The following is a 17,269-nucleotide window of genomic DNA, read 5'->3' as shown; positions in this document are numbered from 1 at the left end:
GTAAGCAATGCAAACCCTTAAGCCCGTCATAACCATAGATATCTGGTCCGATCTGGTCTGTCCCTGGTGCTGGATCGCCAAAAAACGCTTTGAGAAAGGCCTCGCAGCGTTTGAACACCGCGACAGCGTGGTCATCCGCCAGCACAGCTTCCGGATTGCCGAAGGCATGCCGGCCATGCCTTTCCGCGATGCGCTCTACAAAAAGCTCGGCGGTCAGAGCAACGCTGAGCTGATGATGAATCAGGTCGATACGGCCGCGAAGTCAGAGGGACTGCGGTACAACTTTGACACCATGCTTTTCGGGGATACCGAAGATGCGCTGACCCTGCTGGCTGCTGCACGACTGGCCGGACTGGGGGAGGTGATGACTGAACGATTCTATCTTGCGGGTACCACCGAAGGGCGCTCCCTCTTTGATCGCGATGAGCTGATAAAGCTGGCCGCCGAATCAGGCATGGCAGCAGAAGCCGCTGCTGAGGCGCTGAATGACCCGTCGCTTCGTGCTTCGGTAACGGAAGATGAGAGCACTGCCCGATCGATTGGTGTGAGTGGCGTGCCTCTTTTTCTGCTGAATCAGAAATACGCCATAAGCGGCGCTCAGGCATCGGAAAATTTCCTGAGTGCCCTGCGACAGGTCTGGGATGAAAAGCAGGAAGAAATGACCGTGACTGCAGGTCAGGCCTGTGGCGCCGACGGCTGCAGCATCTGATTACCCGACACCTGCCGGCCGTTTACGTGCCGGCGAACACTACCTGTAAATAACGGAGTCACATATGAGCGATTTTTTTAATGGTAAAAAGCTTCTGGTCGTAGGCGGCACCAGTGGTATGGGTCTTGAAACGGCGCGTATGGTGCTGAAAGCAGGCGGCAGCGTGGTCCTGACGGGCAGCAGAAAAGATAAAGCTGACGCCGTTCAGAAAGAACTGAGCCCGCTCGGCCCGGTGTCTGTCATTACGGCAAACCTGATGACAGAAGAAGGGATGAATGCCATTCGTCAGGAAATCAATGCGCATCATCGCGACATCAGCCTGATGGTAAATGCCGCGGGTATCTTTATTCCGAAAAGTTTTACCGAGCACAATGCCGCAGACTACGATAGCTACCTGTCGCTGAACCGCGCCACTTTCTTTATCACGCAGGACGTGGTGAAGAACATGCTGGCCGACAAACGCGAAGGTGCCATTGTGAACGTCGGCTCAATTGGCGCGCAGGCTGCGCTGGGTGATTCTCCGGCTTCTGCCTACTCAATGGCAAAAGCCGGTCTGCATGCGCTGACGCGCAACCTGGCGATTGAACTGGCCAGCGCGGGTATCCGTGTGAATGCCGTTTCTCCGGGTATTGTGCAGACGCCAATCTACGAAGGATTTATGGCAAAAGAAGATATTGCTGAAGCAATGAAAGCGATGAGTGATTTCCATCCGCTGGGCCGCGTCGGCAAACCTGAAGATGTGGCAAATACTATCCTGTTCCTGCTGTCGGACAAGGCAGCCTGGGTGACCGGTGCTATCTGGGACGTGGATGCAGGTATTATGGCCGTACGTCGTTAATTTTGCGCCACGCATGTCAGGCTTTAGGTCTTAAAGCCTGACAGACTGCTCCCCAGGGTGAGGTTGTCGTCAGCTGAGATTCTTTTCAGCAGCAGCGGTGATAGTCAGGAGCCTCTAAGTCATCAACAGAAGTTGCTGACAACGTCGTGAGCTAATTTGCGCGAAGCAGGGCGGTTGTGGTATTCGCTGACAGAGCCTGAGGCAGGCGATCTGAAAGCAACCAGGTATGAAGGCGGCATTTTCACCAGGGTGAATACAGACATGCCAGGAATATACCTCCACGCCCCGGTCACGCTATTTCTGAGTGCTTCAGCCCCGTACATCTTTTCATAGCCAGCGTCCGTTTCTTAGTCATAGCAGACCAGAGACTCTGTTCATATTGTCTGCTCTGCGACCACAGCATTCTAATGTTTTGCATTTTGCACTCCTGGATATCATTGGGGAAGCTGATGTCAGGCAGACTCTGCTCATCCTCATAGGGTAATTTCAAACGCAATAGCCCATTTGGTGGGCCAGTGATCTGAAACAGCTGTTCAGGATGTGGTTCCGGCAGAGGATGCCGGGAAATCACGAAAGAAAAGAAATGGAGATTCCACCATGCTAAATATCGTACAGCGCATCCCTGAATTGATTTATTTGCTATTCAAGAATGACGGGTTTAAACACTGGTTTCCTGCGCTTTACCACGGCGGCTGACTAAGCCACCTTGAAGACCGGTATCAACTGCTCTGTCAGGCTTATTTCTGCAGTTACCGCCGCTGACCTTCCCGCCTTTTCTGCCGACCTCAGATGCGCGTACTGCGTCTTGGGCGGAATTACCTTTACCACCACGATGTTTGCTCATAGCTTAATACTCCTGCCAGTCAATATTGCTTCAGGCCTTCGGGGACTTAGCTCATTAGTAAAGCTTATAAATGACATGATCGACGCCGTCTGACGAGTGTACCCTGTTCGGGAAATCCTCTGGCGCCTTCATGCTGCTGCACGTCATACAGAGCACAATCTTTATTAGTTTGTCGGTCACTGAGTAAATTTACCGTACATGATTTATTGCGTAGATAAGCACGGTTAGAATGGCAAATATGATTTATCAGGAGGACAGACTGCAGTGACGCTCACACAAAAATCCGGTCATCTGGCCTGGTGCGCTCTGGCAGCCCTTGCACTTGCACGTCAGGACGGTACCGTTTGTTCCGCTACTCAGGAAAATCTCTTTCTGACACGCTGGCTGGCGACCGCCCTGAAACAGCGTCGCTTTTCCCGTGAGGTGGCTCCCGACATTGAGTGGCTGCTAAAACAGGGGCGCCAATATGGCGTTGCCGCAAAGCTTGCCGGCAAGCTCGACTATCTCTGGCGCTCCTGCACAGGCGAGCTGTCCCAGCAGAATGACCTGTTCCGGCTGACATATGCCCTGGAAACCGCGAAGGATATGCACTGGGCTTACCGGTTGCTCAGCGATCGGGAGTGGTCGGGAAGACATGCCGCTGTCCTGAACGCTGGCGTAAACGGAATTTATCTGTCCCGGAGCAGCCTGGATGCTGCGTTTGACGATGACGGCCAGCAGCTCACACCGGTGATGGCGCGACTGACCGGGCGCGTGCAGGGGCTGGCAACGCTTCTTAACCGCTGTGGATGGCAGATGGCTATTGATGGGCCTTCCGGGTTTTATGTGCTGACGGCAGAAAAATATGAACTAACGATGGAGCAGTGAGACCCTGGGCGGCTGTACCTGGCGGATCAGCAGTGCGGCCGGAGAGGCCGCTAAATAAGTCAGTGGCGGATCTGCGCCAGGTCGTCTTCAGTCAGTCCGGTCATTTTCATGACGGTATTACGGTCAATACCGTTCTGCAGCATGGTACGGGCAACTTCCAGCTTGCCTTCCAGCATGCCCTCATTTCGGCCTTCCTGCCTGCCTAACTGGATACCCTTCTGGATGCCCTTCTGGATGCCCTTCTGTTCGAGCTGTTGTGCGATGGTCATAAGTGCGTCTCCGTGTTGCGGCACACGCTGTGCCAGTTCGCGTACAAAGCCTTCGGCGTCGGCTGTTTCGCCTGCCTGTACAATATAGTGTACCAGCGATATCACCTGTGATGAAGACAGATAGCCGGCCAGCAGAATGGGCGCCAGCCGGTCAGTCAGTTCTGCCAGGTCCCGCTGATGAATATGTTTCTGCAGCAGGGTCAGGGCGGCCATGCTGCGATGGCCGGCGATTTCATCATCAGGAATGACGGTAACATCAACCAGCTGGAAAGCGCTGCTGTAGAGTTTGCCAGCCAGCGCCGGATCATCAAACTCATTCAGCCACCGGGTGGAGTAAGGATACGGGCTGCGTTTACCCGTATAGAACAGCACGGGTATCACCAGTGGCAACTTCTTATGGCCCGCCTCAAGGTGGCGCTGCATGGCAGCCACCGCATAACGCATCAGGCGAAAAGCCATGTGTTTATCGGGTGAAGACTGGTGCTCAATGAGCACGTGAACATAACCCTCACCGGCTGTGGTTTTCAGACTGTAGAGCACGTCGCTAAAGTACTGCCTCAGGTCATCCTCGACGAACGAGCCGGATTCCAGCTTTAGCGTACTGAGGTCACAGATAGCACGCAGCTCTGCGGGCAAGTGCAGTTCCATGAAATCACGGGCGACATCCGGGTGAGTCAGAAACTGCCGGAACGTGGCATCGTGAGGAGTTGGTGTGCGGTTTTTCTTCTTCTTCATCAGTCCCGGCTCTGAAAAATAACCGCTGTATGTTACCACAGGCAGAAAACCGTCTGTATTGATGGTGAACAGATCTGCAATGCCTGCAGGTAGCCGTTCGGATTATTTTTAATTTTTTCGGATACACTGCTTCATCGTACGATCTCTAATAATCGAAGCATAATCATTCTTCGTCGCAGTTCGCACAGCCAGATGAGTGATGGAATCATAAATCACCGTCAATACAGCTGGGAGATGTGGCTATCTCTGCCACCATTTAACATAAATTACATTTCACGCATGTATCATACGGAGGCTAAGCTTACCTGGCCGCTTCAGGCTACCTGCTGAGGATCTTGATATGACGGGTTCTGGTACGGAGTTTTTCACGATGAACTAAGTTAACCGGCTTAGAGTTACTCAGGACGTCGTCGACTGGCGACTGACAACTCATCGCTCTGCTGAGCGTCTCGGTATTTCGTACAGGCACTGTCGTCGCCTGCTTCAGCGCTATCGTACAGACGGTCCGCTGGGTATGGCTGACCGCCGCCGTGGCAAGCCAAGAAACTATCAGCTGCTTGCAGGCCTAACTTAACGTGCGGTTCAGATTATCTGCGGGCGCTACTCAGGCTTTGGTCCGACCCTCGCCTGCGAGAAGCTGGCAGAGCTGCACGGCGTGACGCTGTCTAAAGAGACCGTACGTAAGCTGATGATGCAGTCAGGCCTCTGGATCCCGCGCAGGCATCGCGCCCCTAAAATTCAGCAACCTCGTTACCGGCGCGCATGCGTTGGTGAGCTGATACAGATCGACGGCTGCGATCACCGCTGGTTCGAGGAACGCCGCCCGGCCCGCACGCTGCTGGTTTGTATGGATGATGCAACCAACCGCCTGATGCAGCTTCATTTCGTCCGCTCCGAGTCCACGTTCAACTATTATGAAGCCACGCGCGGATATCTGGAGCAGCACGGCAAGCCGCTGGCGTTTTACAGCGACAAGGCCAGCGTGTTCCGCATCAACACGCGCGATGAACGAGCTGCACATCACCGGCATCTGCGCCAACACCAGCTCTGCCAAGGGTCGCGTGGAGCATGCGCATCTCACGTTGCTGGACCGGCTGGTCAAGGAAATCAGGCTGCGTGAGATCAGCATGCCTGACGCGACTAACGCCTTTGCCGCTGAGTTATACCGTTGACCTTGACCAAGCAACTTACGGGGCAAAACAGGCAGGTGGATGCTAAAAAACAGCGTAGTTCAAGTGATGTTTACCGCTGACGCGTATGAAATTCTGCATTGAGCCAGTAGCTAAAAGTTGTGATCCTGCTGGCGAACACCATTATGTCGCCGCGTGGACGGTGACTTATGCTCAACAAATAATCCATCTCCTCGGCCAGAGCCGGATAGCGGTCATTAAATTTTTTACCCAATTCTTTCAGCGTAACCGGCCAATCCTGATCATTATCTTCTCTCAGTATGTTTGTCGAACGAATGGCCTTACGTGCAGCAGACCTCTGCAGAACATGGCGCTGCGCAGGTTTCAGAGTGGGTTTCATCAGAGCAACGTAGCCGTTAAGTACCTCGAGAAAATCACCGTTAACGGCAACGGCTATGTCCCTTGAGGGCCTGAAGGGTTCAAAGCGAGCGCGCAGGTCTTCACCGTAAACGCATACGCAGTGATGCTTCAGCCAGTAACCCCATCGAATACCGTTAGCCGGTAGCATCACTTCTTCAAGCACGCCCGGATCGATGTCAATCTTACTGACAACCGGATGATTCTGCTCAAGCGTAGTCTTAACAACATCGATTTTTGCAGTGGCATCTGCATCGGGTTCGCGATAATAAATCACAGTAAGATCGAGGTCAGACAGCCTTTCATTGGCCGTCGCGTCGATAATGCTGCCGTATACATAAACGCTATGAATCAGATCCGGAAATGTCGTTGTCAGTGTCTGAACAACATCCGCAACCAGCTGTGAAAAGGCTGGCTGAAATCCTTTGAAATCAGGCTGGGTAATGAACCCGTACTTATCAACTGCCATTGGCTCACCGTCATGTCATACATCATATCGTCAGTTAAAGCCTGCAACGCAGAACAGTAATTTTTCAGCATCACAGACAGATTTCAGTCAGGGTAAACACAGTACTGAACCTCAGCAGCAGATCGCTTAATCAGCTAATCATCATCGTTTTCCATCAGGGTGACCATTGCTCCCCGGTGAGCTTCAACCATACGAATGTAGCGCATGACAGTCTGGGTCTGCGTCCAGGTACCTTCCTGCATGATCTGAGCAATGGATATTCCTTTTCTGGCCATATCCTGTGCGGCGCCGACGCGGGCGCTATGTCCGCTCCAGCTTGCATAGCGCCCTTTGTTGGTTTCAAGAGCTTTCGTCTCACCCGCAGCCTGACGGGCACGACGATAAATATCTTCCAGGCAGGGCGCGCTCATGGGGACTTCCGACACCCTGCCAATACGGTTAGATCGATGAACAGGACAGAAAATAACAGCGTCAGGTTCGCTGGCGAGACCCGCCGCGGTGACCCACTCGCTCAGCCTGCGGGATGACTTCGCACTGAGGGACTTAACGATCCCACCTGACTGCAGGATGGTTTTAGTCCAGCCAACGTCCAGAATGATACGCCCGTCTGCTGCACGAGAGATATCTCTGATCCGCAGACGGGAAAGCTCGCTCATGCGCAGAAGTGTGCTGTAAGCAACGTGCATAAACGCGAGGTCGCGCAACTGCTGCAGGCGCGGAGAATGAGCCCATTCAGCATCAAGACGGTTCAGATCCGGCCGGCAGAATGGGACGGCCTGTCCTGTACGCTCACCCGACATGACCGCTATACGGTTTATCTTTTTCCTGGCGCGAACGACGTCCGACGCAATTGTTGGCGGCACCAGTCCGGCGTTACGGTGTAACATCGACATAAGCGCCGCGTGCACCGAAATGGTTGAAGTTGAACGGCCAATGGTCTGCAGGTGAAAAAGGTAGTCCTGCATGTCATCCGGTGACATAGGCAGAAAGGACCGACGATTCTCCTGTGACCAGCGCCAGCAGATCCGCATGACGCTCAGTAGCTGACGCCACGTGTTGGCCGAAAAGGCCTCTCGATGGCGGACGAACGCGGCCAGTTTAGCAGTGAGATCATCACCGGCGCTGCCGCTAAGAGTCACACCGGTAAAAGCGGAGATATCGTTCATGTTTGCTCCATTTACAACTCTTGGCTGAAAGGCAGCGCTACGTGAATTCTGAGAAAGTAGCAAGGGTAATGCCCGTCAGATTTTACGTAGCGACGCCTCTTTTTTAAACACCGTCGTTCAGCCACATACCGTTCAGAACTGCGCCGTTTCATATAAATGGCCGTAAAGTTCAGGATCCAGCCCCGATCCGCATGATACAAGGTTTCAGAGACTCTGTCTGGCCTTATATAAATATTATTATATAAGGTTTGAATAGTGCTTTAGTTTGTTACCGTCACTAGGGCCTATGTGAATAAGAGCATATAAAACCCCATGATATGAACTCAATATCAAACTGGGACATCATTGCTAAAAAGTTTAGTCCAATGAAAATAAACAGTTTAAATGTACTTAATCTAGGAGTATTCTGTAATTGATACATTAATGAATTTTATGTTAAGTGGCGGGACTGGAACACTGAAAGCCAAGCTACTCAGGAGTGGAGTAAAATGAATAGCACTAAAAATTTTCGTAGAAGTGCATATCATGTTGGTATCCCAATAAATATTAGAGCTTTGTTAATTTCTAATGACTTAGCAATATTACATAAATTGTTAGAAATTTAAAAGGCTATGATACTGACCGTTTTTTATCAAATTAAAAGCATTTCAGATGCTTTATTGAAGATGCTGGCAAAATTTAAGCTAAAAACTTTAACGCAAGATTATTATTAAAATGAATGATGATACTAAAATTTTATTCGAAAATGCATGGAAGTATTTTGAGATTCATACGAGTCAGAGAATGACAGTATTTAATTTTTACATAGCCATTATTGGATTACTAGGTGCAGCAAGCGGTATATGTATACAACAGGGAGGAGATTATAAATATTTGACATCTCCAATGGGCTTATCTATCTCGCTGATTTCTTTGATATTTTATAAATTAGATGAGAGAGTTTCATTATTGATAAAACGATCTGAAAAAGTGCTTGTCAAAATCGAGGGAGAGCTAAATAAACCATCTTATTGTATTTTTACCCATGATTTAGATGATGTAACCCTCAATAGTTCATTGTTATCTCCTTGGACGTATGGGAAATGCTTCAGGATTTCTTTTTTTTTGATTTTTAATATAGGGGTGATAATATTCATCTCTCCTGTATTTAATATACGATAAAACATAGTCTAAAATTAATTTAAAGTAGGTGTCCATGAATTTAAAAAAAGACAAAAAACCGCTTATATTGTGCATAACAGATAATGAATATAAAGCGATAAAAAGAAGATTTACTGTAACCAACTCTGAAGAATACGATTCAATTATCATAGAGCACGGATTTTTAAGTAACAAACCATTTTCTTTATCTCGGCTCTCAGAAATGGGTTCTAGAGGAAGAGATTCTATATCGCATAAATTACCTTTATTACTAAAATATTTAAAACCTTCATTAGTCGTAGAGCTCGGAATTTGTTTTGGGCTAAAAGATGATTTTAAAATTCAAGACGTTGCCATTTGTAGTTACTCCGTTGATTATGAGCTAGCTAAAATAAACGAAAAAACAAATGAGCATAGAACGAGAACGACACAATCAGACGCTTCTATCCATGCAAAACTTATAAATTTTTCACTAAACACAGAGTTTCCTTTTAAGGTTCATAATGCTATCTATGCATGTGGAGATAAGATAGTAAATAGCCAAGAATTTAAAAATGAACTAAAAAATTTCATCCCTGATGCTATATGTGGGGACATGGAATCATATATTTTAGGTGTATGCTGTGAATCGGAAAAAATCCCATGGACCGTAATTAAAGGCTCATCAGATGATGGTGTAAATAAAGGAGATGAATATCAATTAAAAGCAGCTGAAAACGCAACGATTTTTTTTGAGAGCTTCATAACAAAATCAAGTAATATTGAAGGTTATTTTGACAACGAATTTGAAGTTAATTTTAAGAGAAGCATAAACTTCGATTTGATTTCTAAAGAGATATTCAATAATAATATACTTGAAATACAACATGTTAATAACTCCAGAAGTTCATATCAAATACATAAACATCCAGAGATGAGCGGTGCGTGGGTAATAGTATATATATCTAAAGCTCATAGCATACCTGACATTATACGTGCAGTCATTCGAAATGGTTCCAGCCTTTCTAGAATAGATGTATGTATAGCTACAAAAAATGAGATAACACCATATTATATTAAACAGTATATTTCTTTAGCTTCAAATCTTGGCATTAATAACTTCTTTATTGCAGATATTGGCAAGTTTATATTTAAACGTATAGTTGAAAAGAACACGGCCGCATCATTGATTTCGCCTCCGGTAAATTACGTAGACCAGATAGTATATAGACAAGATGATAGTTCCACCGAAGGGAGCAAGTATGCAAGGACTTTTATTTATGGATCAGATAAAAACTCAAGCAATGTTAAACCAATATCCATAATATTGGGCCAAGGCGGCATAGGCAAAACCACGTTCTGTCTCAGTCTTGCAAATATGATAAACAATGTAGCAAGAACAGACAAACGCATGTTTTTAATTACAAAGACTGATATATTAAATAATTTTAGTGGCGAAACCATTGACTCAATTTCAAAACTTTATATGGAATATACTAGGAATAGGTCTGGACAAAGTAGACCAATTTCCCATGAAACCTTCTCTTTATCACTTAGTTGTGGTTCTATAATATTAATGATTGATGGTATTGATGAAATTGAATCTGCCCTAGGTGATAAGTTTAAGATGGAACCGTTCTTAGCATCCATTCAAGATTTAAATGAATCTTTAGAGTCTTGTCGCGTATTGATTACGTCACGTGATTCATATTCCTCTCGCTATCTTGGTATAGAAAACTCCGAAGTATTATACATTAAGGGTTTTTCTGCATCTGACATTAAAGCATTATACAATGCATGATACACCTCAAGTTAAAAAAAGAATAATTGAATTTTCTCACAAAATAAAAAACAATGATGAGTTAGTCAATCCATATTTATTGCATGTCGTAAGGCAATTTCATTTTAACGACAGCAAAGAGAACTGGGAAAGTCAAGAAATAGCAACAACAAGACTGGATATAAACATCCCATTTGACTATTGCTTAGCAAGGGCTTTTATGCGAGAAATTGAGAAACAATCTTTGCATATCAGCATTGATGACTATTACGACTTGCTAAATGAAATTGTTATAGAGTCGAATAATAGAATGGGTGAGGAGGAATTTGAATATTATATTGAGTTTTACTTACAAAGAAATGGAACGACTCTTCCACCAAGGAGAGAGCCTTATTTAAAATTTTTCTTACTACGAGAAGAAGATGGATTTACTTCGGTTTCGCATATGGAATATGTTGCGCACATCATGTTAAATAAATTATATGGTATCTTTACAAATAATGGGCATATTGATGAATCACATATAAGAATTATCAGATCACTATTAGGTGGCCCCAAAAGTGAAAGTTACGGTTTAAGAGGGAGATTAAGCTCAAGATTAGTAGGTAAAGACTTTCCTGAATTGTCATTCGAAAAAATCTTGAAAGAAGCATTGAATGGTGTAAAAAGAAATGGTGCTGACATAACTACACAAAGGGCTGTACATGAATTACATTTATTAGCATTCGATTACTGGAATCCAAAATCATCAGTAGAACGCCGGAAGTTGCTTGAAAAATTACATAATAAAAATAGTATCGAAGGTATGTGTATTTTGTCCGACTGCCCTGCCATAGACTTTTCTGATTGCGTAGTTAGCAACAGTATTTTTAGGCATTTTAGAGGATTATTCAACTGTAAAATAAACGAAGGCACGAGATTTATTAATTGTGAGTTCATGGATTGTAGCGGAAATTTTAAACGCGAAAACATCAGATCTGAAACATTTATAGAGTGTAAATTAGATGATGGCATGAGGCATTTGCTTTATGCTGGTGATGACAAAAGAATTGAAACATCTGTCAAATTTAAATCGGATGTTAAGCAAGTATTAAAATCTATGCGTCAGGGTTTAGGATTTTTACCTACAAGCATCAACAAAATAAAATCACAAAGTAATTTAGTTTCAGGAAAATCCTATGAGGAATTTTTAAGAATAATGTGCGAATCTAAAGTATTGGAATTACACAGAGAACTTTTTTCAGTTGTTAAAGCTGCTGAACTGGATGCAATCGCTCTATGTGAAGAGGGTCATGCACAAGGTGCAATTTCCGGGTTAATAAAATCATTATGCGGCACATAAGTAAATTTATTTGAGCTAAATAAAAATCTGCGTGCTAAATTTATATTGAGCACGCTATTTTTTAACGTATTTCATATAACTTTACTGGAATAATACTAAATTATTATGCGAAGACCGTGGAGTCGATAAATCGATCATAGAAAGCATTTCAAGAAAATTGTATTTTTGAAAAACTCCTTGATAATACTTTACATAATAAGTATTATCCGGTAATAATCCAATGCGGAAAAAAGTACTGTTTCATTTTTAACGTCTTCAAGAGCCCGTGTTTTTAAAGCAATGTCCTTGTCATAGTATATCAACTTATCATTTTCATTGAAACCTGAGTCACTGCTAACATAACGGCACATGACGTAACAGCGCATATCCAGTACGCGATCGTATTGTACCTTGTGAATGGGTATATAAACCGCACTAGTGAAATCGCACCTAATAAAACTGAAAAGAAAAACATAATTGCAAGGTAGAAAGCTGCAATAAACCAGCCGAAATCCTTCAGGACACCTTTGAAAGTAAACATCATCACTGTGATATAAAATGCTGAGAGCGCAAGACCACTCAGGAAATCATAAAAATGTAAATAGGTTATATTTGCATCTCTGTCTGGCAAACTAAGAAAGTCATCTACCGATTTACTGTCAACCTTGCCTATAAGATGACTAATAAATGGTAAAAATATCACCATACATAATGTGATATTAAGAAAAGCGTACAGGAATTTATTTTTTTCATCCAGATGTTCACCGTTTAAAAAACCCTTTATTAAGTAAAAATCCAGATATGCGAGAAGTGCCAGACAGGTCAATGAGGGAAGATATTCAAAAACCAGCTGTGCTTTGTTTAGTTGCTTCACAGATAATCCTAGGTTGAAAGATAAAAAATTCAGTTACGTCCAGCCCTTAAAAAAACAGGCATGATGTATTCTAACTTTTTCCAGGAAGATTTCATTGTCCGGAATCGGTAATGTTTTCCGATGCTAACATGATCGCCGTTATTAACGTTCGAAAAAATAATTTATTGTCAGCAACAGCGGCCTTTTCGTACGTCCCTCCAGCCGGGTTTTTGCTTCCTTTTCGCAACTTGTGCTTGCCAAGCATATTACGTGACGTTTTCTGCACCTTCTCACACCGGCCAGCCCCGCGGATGTAATCACAGGCATGAGCATGTATATAACAAGGTCTGCCCAGGGAAACAGCCTAGAGTGCCTGGTTCGCCCCCTGCCCCGGCCGGTTTCCGCTCTTCCCTTTTACCGTCATAGGGTTACACGGCGGCCGCAGCCTGGATCAGAGGCAAATACCCCGCTGCTTATTCCAGGCTGATCAGGTTATTCTTCGTATTCGGGAGAAAAGCCGAAAAACAGATCCAGATCGTATCCCCTCCGGATAGATTTATTCCCGTGGTTTTCGCTGGACAGACTAAAGAAAATACGTTCCATACCGCCAGGCAACGGAGATTGAAAGTTTGGGTACATTGCCCCGCGAACTGACACAGAATTCACGCAGCGACACTATCGGTCACAATGTGACCATTTTGGATGCCTCGCACTACTTTGACTACGAAAGCGCCGTGGCGCTGCGAAACCTGGCCGTCGCCTACGGCACCGACATGTCGCGCTACCTGCTGACCCCCTAAGTGGCCGTCCTGCTGTTCAGGGTGCCCGATCTCCGCAAGCGTCTGTTCATCGATGCGCTTTGGAACTTAGGCGGCCGGCTGAACGAAATTCTGCTGCTGGCAGGGTTTCGTGCTGGACGACCCGCTGACCGGCGCGCCGCTTTGGTCACCGTTCGTGGTGCTGCGCACGCTTAAGCAGCAGAAACTGGAAGAGGCCGCGCGCAGCCGCCGGCGCGGCCGGCCGACGAAAGAAGAAAAGCTGGCCGAACGGGAAACTGAAGCGGAAATTCGTGACAACCCGCCGCGCGCGGTGCCGCTTACCGATCCGGGATTTGTGTAGCGGCTCACGGAGTTTTTTGCGACGGCAGGCTTGGCTGCAGAGGGGCGCGGCTCTGGGACATAAAGAGTAAGGACACGGCGCGCAGCTGGATAAGTCAGGCAGTGGCGGCGGCGGCGCGTGACGGTGTGACGTTTTCCATCCGGCCGGTGACGCCCAAGACATTCAGGGATTCGTTTGCGATGCATCTCGTGCAGCATCAGGTGCCGCAGAAGGTCATTCAGACCCTGATGGGCCATAAGGACGCAAAGTCCACCGAGTGGTATACGCGGGTGTTTGCGCTGGACGTCACCCGCCAGCTCGGGGTGCGGTTCTCCATGGATCCACATGAGGCCAGCTAGCTGCTGCTGCCCCGCTGATCTTCGCCTTGATAACGCTTACTGTATGAATTGACGGAAAAGGTTTTCCGGTAAAAACCAGATGTGCCCCCGGGCGCGCGAACAGGCCACGCAGAGTCTGTTACGGGTAGTAGGTGGCAACTCATTTCACCGCCGGACTGCGAGCAGCGTCCGGTGCTTTGCACCCGGCACAATACATACGTCGGTAAACTGACCGGGTTTTTTACTAGCTCCCCTGTTCAGGGAATGCCAGCCATACCGGTGATGTTCCTGATAAAAGAGCTTGATGACTTCATCATCTGCGTGAAGCGTCGCCGCCTCATTCTGGCAGGTAATCAGCTCAATCTGCGTCTCATCCATACGGTACGACTCAATTCTGATGCCAGGATGCTCGCTGATAAAACTGCACACCGACGACGAACTGCGCCAAATTTTACTGAGGATATGCCAGTCGGGTACTAATTTGTCGTACCGCAATTGATTTCAGCAACCGGGAAAAGCTATCCAGGTCCTGGCTTACTCCTGCCTCATTAACAGGACCGCAGAGGATACGGGAAATATCAGTAATCAATATGCCTGCTGTCTGTGAAGTGTTCAAAACATGATGCCACGCCTGAAGGCAGGGAACAGAATTTTGTGACGTACAGCCGGTTCCGTATCAGGTTATGTATGGGAAATGAATAAGCATCCAGGATGGGGAAAATGTTGAATCAGCACGGGTGAGCCACCCACACAATCATTCCTGTCGAGGCTCGCAGAAAAGTGCTGTTTTAAAAAAATGAGTTTTGTTACGCCAGGCCCCCTGTTCTTTTATCATGCTTAAGGCCGGCCAGCTTTGATAGCTCTGTTGCTTTGAGCAGAACCGGCCCTGTCACCTGCTAGCAATTAAAGAAAATGCTATTCGGGGAATTTCAGATTGAAATTTTCTTTCTTTATTCAAAAAAAACATAAGGTTAAAGCATTTTTTTTGCGGGAATACTCTCCTGGATTTCCCGCAACTGGCAGTAAGTCATGCGTCTTTTTCATTCACAACCATACGCTCAATGACGCTTCTGACAGCGGCATCAAGTTCAGCCTGACAGGCTGCAGAAAGGCGCGAGAATTCATAAGTAACCACCCGTTTATCTGAATCCGTTTTCTTTCTGGCAAACTGCTTTTTATCAGCAAATTCAGCCAGTTTTTCAGTCACGACTTTTTTGCCGGCCGACCCTTTTTTAGGCTCTGCGCTTTCAGCGCGAAAATAACTGATTATTTTTGCCTTATAGGTGGGATCACCCCTGTCGTAATGCGCGTCACTTTCGATACGTGCACGAACGTGGCCGGTTAACTCCTCCGTGCTGATGCCTCTCGTCCGGGCTCTCTCAGTCATCTCAAGCAGAATCTGATAGTCACTGATGGAGAGTTCACTGACCGAAGGAAACACCGCAATGATCTCTTCAGGAACTGCAGCCGCCTGAAACGCCCGGGTGACCTTGGCCGCAGAAAGTCCTTCTGCGGCGGCAATATCTGACTGATTCATATCTGCAGGATACATCAGCTTTAATCTTTTACCGAGTTCACGCAGCGTATGTTCTCTGGCAGTCTGAATATCAGCGGCCAGTTGTCTGGCATCAGAGATGGACAACGCATCACGCGTCACCAGCACTTCAAAGGCGGTCCCGTTGTAAAGACAGGCGGCCCGACGGCGTGAACCATCGAGAATCTCTGTGCGTCCGTCTACCTCCCGGCCAATAGCGGGAAAGAACTGCTGCAGTCTTATGGTACGGGAAATATCACTGACCGATTCGCGCGTCAGAAAGGCCTGGTCTCGGCCATTAACGGCTGCGTCTACAAAAGTCTGTGCTTCAATGTCATCATGCAGAAACTTTGTCAGAACAAAACGGGCCTGAGCGCCAGACTTCAGGGTGAAAACCCGCTCGCTGTCAGACTCACTCATCATTTTCGAAAAACTTGAGTTACCCAGCTGCCGGCCCAGTTTCACCATTTCTTTCTTCATTTCACACCCCTGATAAACTCAATCCTTTTAAATACAGCCTGAGTAAAACGTTCTGCTTCCCGTTTTGCCTTTTTCAGCGCCTCAGCACTGCCCGGATAAGAACCGGGATCGGCGCTGATGATGGTATCAAAGCTCTCTCCACAACGTTCAAAGCCATCCAGCCGTGGCAGTGCCGCATCAAGAATGTAAGACGTGAAGACATCGCGGGCCAGACCATGTGTCATCTCATGGTCACGTTTTGAGGTCATTTTCGACATAAAGCCGATATTCCCTTTTATACGTGGCGTAATTCCCTCTTCCTCAAGCTGCTCAATCATTTCAGGCAGTCGGGTGAGATATTTCAGAGTGGAGTGAAAATCCACCTGAGCCGGCGGCGTGGGTGTGAGCAGTAAATCGCTTGCCGCGAGAGCATTCAGCATGAAGGCATCAAGGTGAGGACCGGTATCAATAAAGATAAAATCATAATCCCCGCCAACACGGTCAATGATAGTGCGGCGCAGAACTTCTGAGGGTAACTTGTCCGGCAGGTGTTCTCTGACGAGATCATTCCACTGACTGGCAATGAAACCATCGTCTATGGAGGCGGGGATCACATCCACACCAGGAATGATTGTGGGTTTAATAATGTCTTCACGGAGCTGCTCAGCGCCAAGATCGTTAAGCATTGCCTGTGCAGCCGTCTCCATTATGGAGCCAATGCTGTTTTGCTGGCTGAGAAACATGGTGCTGGAGGCCTGGGGATCAAGGTCAACCACAAGGACACGAAGATCGTGCTGCAGGAGGTCCTGATGAACACGTAAACCATGTGCAAGCGTCACCGTGCTTACGGTTTTCGACACGCCGCCCTTTAGATTCACAACAAAGATAACAAAGGGGCCTTCCCCGGCGTGCAAATCACGGTATTTAGGCACTTTGCGGTGAGCGTAAATATCAACTACGTCTTTAATGGTCAGCGCATAGTGTCGGGTATTACCGGCGTCTTTTCTGCCGAAGACATGCCCCTGCGCTTCCATTTCATCGATCGCCTGCTCAACTGCACGCCGGCTGAGTTTAGGCAGGTTCGCCACAGAGTTACGTGTGAATGTCTGGTAGTACTGATCCAGACCAAACTCATTTCTTCTGAGGGATATATCGTCGCTCATACTGCGCAACATTGCGCTGGCTCTGCGTGCAGTCTCGTCCACGCCACCATAATGACTTTTCATTTAACGGTTCCGTTGTCAATTTTTATGTTGATTGTACATGTCTAAAATGTCAGAGCAATATTTTTCGAAAAGACATGAATTTCTTGTACATGAGAAA

General features: G+C 46.9%; 17 protein-coding genes and 1 pseudogene. 10 read left to right on the top strand and 8 right to left on the bottom strand.

Annotation, left to right across the window (positions count from 1 at the left end; all coding sequences use genetic code 11):
- Nucleotides 1-7: 7 nt before the first annotated feature.
- Together ACX3P5_RS00755 and ACX3P5_RS00750 are read left to right on the top strand one after the other, a co-directional pair.
- Nucleotides 8-709 (top strand): DsbA family oxidoreductase, encoded by a 702-nt coding sequence (locus ACX3P5_RS00755; protein WP_064691134.1) that lies wholly within the window; start codon nucleotides 8-10, stop codon nucleotides 707-709.
- A gap of 64 nt (nucleotides 710-773) precedes the next feature.
- Entirely contained in the window at nucleotides 774-1,547 is a 774-nt protein-coding gene (locus ACX3P5_RS00750) for an SDR family NAD(P)-dependent oxidoreductase (RefSeq protein WP_029571174.1), read from the top strand.
- 658 nt (nucleotides 1,548-2,205) lie between these two features.
- On the opposite strand, the gene ACX3P5_RS00745 is transcribed toward ACX3P5_RS00750, so the two are convergent.
- Nucleotides 2,206-2,391 (bottom strand): con-10 family general stress protein, encoded by a 186-nt coding sequence (locus ACX3P5_RS00745; protein WP_275103445.1) that lies wholly within the window; start codon nucleotides 2,389-2,391, stop codon nucleotides 2,206-2,208.
- A gap of 264 nt (nucleotides 2,392-2,655) precedes the next feature.
- On the opposite strand from ACX3P5_RS00745, the gene ACX3P5_RS00740 reads away from it, so the two are divergent.
- A complete protein-coding gene (locus ACX3P5_RS00740) occupies nucleotides 2,656-3,258 on the top strand; it encodes a DUF2913 family protein (RefSeq protein ID WP_159222873.1) in 603 nt (200 codons plus the stop codon).
- Between the two features lie 59 nt (nucleotides 3,259-3,317).
- Here the strand turns inward: ACX3P5_RS00740 and ACX3P5_RS00735 are convergent, their stop codons facing one another.
- Entirely contained in the window at nucleotides 3,318-4,262 is a 945-nt protein-coding gene (locus ACX3P5_RS00735; protein ID WP_159222874.1) for an Rpn family recombination-promoting nuclease/putative transposase, read from the bottom strand.
- A 421-nt stretch (nucleotides 4,263-4,683) separates the two neighbouring features.
- Between ACX3P5_RS00735 and ACX3P5_RS00730 the strand changes: the two are divergent.
- Nucleotides 4,684-5,416: pseudogene (locus ACX3P5_RS00730) on the top strand (ISNCY family transposase); the annotation flags it as partial.
- Between the two features lie 88 nt (nucleotides 5,417-5,504).
- Here ACX3P5_RS00730 and ACX3P5_RS00725 read toward each other — a convergent pair.
- Nucleotides 5,505-6,278: a nucleotidyltransferase domain-containing protein gene (locus ACX3P5_RS00725; protein ID WP_424999256.1), complete on the bottom strand. Its 774-nt coding sequence runs from the start codon at nucleotides 6,276-6,278 to the stop codon at nucleotides 5,505-5,507.
- Nucleotides 6,279-6,412: 134 nt separating this feature from the next.
- Nucleotides 6,413-7,444 carry a tyrosine-type recombinase/integrase gene (locus ACX3P5_RS00720; protein WP_187492288.1) on the bottom strand — a complete coding sequence of 344 codons (1,032 nt, stop codon included), beginning with the start codon at nucleotides 7,442-7,444 and terminating at the stop codon, nucleotides 6,413-6,415.
- Nucleotides 7,445-8,158: 714 nt separating this feature from the next.
- Here ACX3P5_RS00720 and ACX3P5_RS00715 point away from each other — a divergent pair.
- Genes ACX3P5_RS00715 through ACX3P5_RS00705 form a run of 3 tightly spaced genes read left to right on the top strand, consistent with a single transcriptional unit; the run spans nucleotide 8,159 to nucleotide 11,685 of the window.
- Entirely contained in the window at nucleotides 8,159-8,605 is a 447-nt protein-coding gene (locus ACX3P5_RS00715; RefSeq protein ID WP_458968127.1) for a hypothetical protein, read from the top strand.
- Between the two features lie 34 nt (nucleotides 8,606-8,639).
- Entirely contained in the window at nucleotides 8,640-10,364 is a 1,725-nt protein-coding gene (locus ACX3P5_RS00710) for a phosphorylase family protein (protein WP_458968126.1), read from the top strand.
- Entirely contained in the window at nucleotides 10,357-11,685 is a 1,329-nt protein-coding gene (locus ACX3P5_RS00705) for a hypothetical protein (protein ID WP_458968125.1), read from the top strand. The genes ACX3P5_RS00710 and ACX3P5_RS00705 overlap by 8 nt, the downstream gene beginning before the upstream one ends.
- Before the next feature lie 298 nt (nucleotides 11,686-11,983).
- On the opposite strand, the gene ACX3P5_RS00700 is transcribed toward ACX3P5_RS00705, so the two are convergent.
- Nucleotides 11,984-12,538 (bottom strand): hypothetical protein, encoded by a 555-nt coding sequence (locus ACX3P5_RS00700; protein ID WP_424999259.1) that lies wholly within the window; start codon nucleotides 12,536-12,538, stop codon nucleotides 11,984-11,986.
- 608 nt (nucleotides 12,539-13,146) lie between these two features.
- On the opposite strand from ACX3P5_RS00700, the gene ACX3P5_RS00695 reads away from it, so the two are divergent.
- From ACX3P5_RS00695 to ACX3P5_RS00685, 3 genes are all read left to right on the top strand, one after another.
- Nucleotides 13,147-13,317 (top strand): hypothetical protein, encoded by a 171-nt coding sequence (locus tag ACX3P5_RS00695; protein WP_424999260.1) that lies wholly within the window; start codon nucleotides 13,147-13,149, stop codon nucleotides 13,315-13,317.
- Nucleotides 13,318-13,426: 109 nt separating this feature from the next.
- Nucleotides 13,427-13,636 (top strand): hypothetical protein, encoded by a 210-nt coding sequence (locus ACX3P5_RS00690; RefSeq protein WP_424999261.1) that lies wholly within the window; start codon nucleotides 13,427-13,429, stop codon nucleotides 13,634-13,636.
- A 101-nt stretch (nucleotides 13,637-13,737) separates the two neighbouring features.
- A complete protein-coding gene (locus tag ACX3P5_RS00685; RefSeq protein ID WP_424999262.1) occupies nucleotides 13,738-13,974 on the top strand; it encodes a tyrosine-type recombinase/integrase in 237 nt (78 codons plus the stop codon).
- Nucleotides 13,975-14,118: 144 nt separating this feature from the next.
- Here ACX3P5_RS00685 and ACX3P5_RS00680 read toward each other — a convergent pair whose 3' ends face one another.
- From ACX3P5_RS00680 to ACX3P5_RS00670, 3 genes are all read right to left on the bottom strand, one after another.
- The gene (locus ACX3P5_RS00680) at nucleotides 14,119-14,331 is read right to left on the bottom strand and encodes a hypothetical protein (RefSeq protein WP_458968124.1); all 213 of its coding nucleotides are present in this window, start codon (nucleotides 14,329-14,331) and stop codon (nucleotides 14,119-14,121) included.
- Between the two features lie 649 nt (nucleotides 14,332-14,980).
- On the bottom strand, nucleotides 14,981-15,967 hold the full coding sequence (locus ACX3P5_RS00675) for a ParB family protein (RefSeq protein WP_424999264.1): 987 nt from the start codon (nucleotides 15,965-15,967) through the stop codon (nucleotides 14,981-14,983).
- Nucleotides 15,964-17,172 (bottom strand): AAA family ATPase, encoded by a 1,209-nt coding sequence (locus ACX3P5_RS00670; protein WP_029571169.1) that lies wholly within the window; start codon nucleotides 17,170-17,172, stop codon nucleotides 15,964-15,966. Before ACX3P5_RS00670 ends, ACX3P5_RS00675 begins: the two co-directional genes overlap by 4 nt.
- Nucleotides 17,173-17,269 lie beyond the last annotated feature (97 nt).

The sequence above is a fragment of the Pantoea sp. S-LA4 genome (assembly GCF_054482835.1).
Note: the sequence above shows the minus strand (reverse complement) of the source record. Positions and strands in the feature narration are given on the sequence as shown.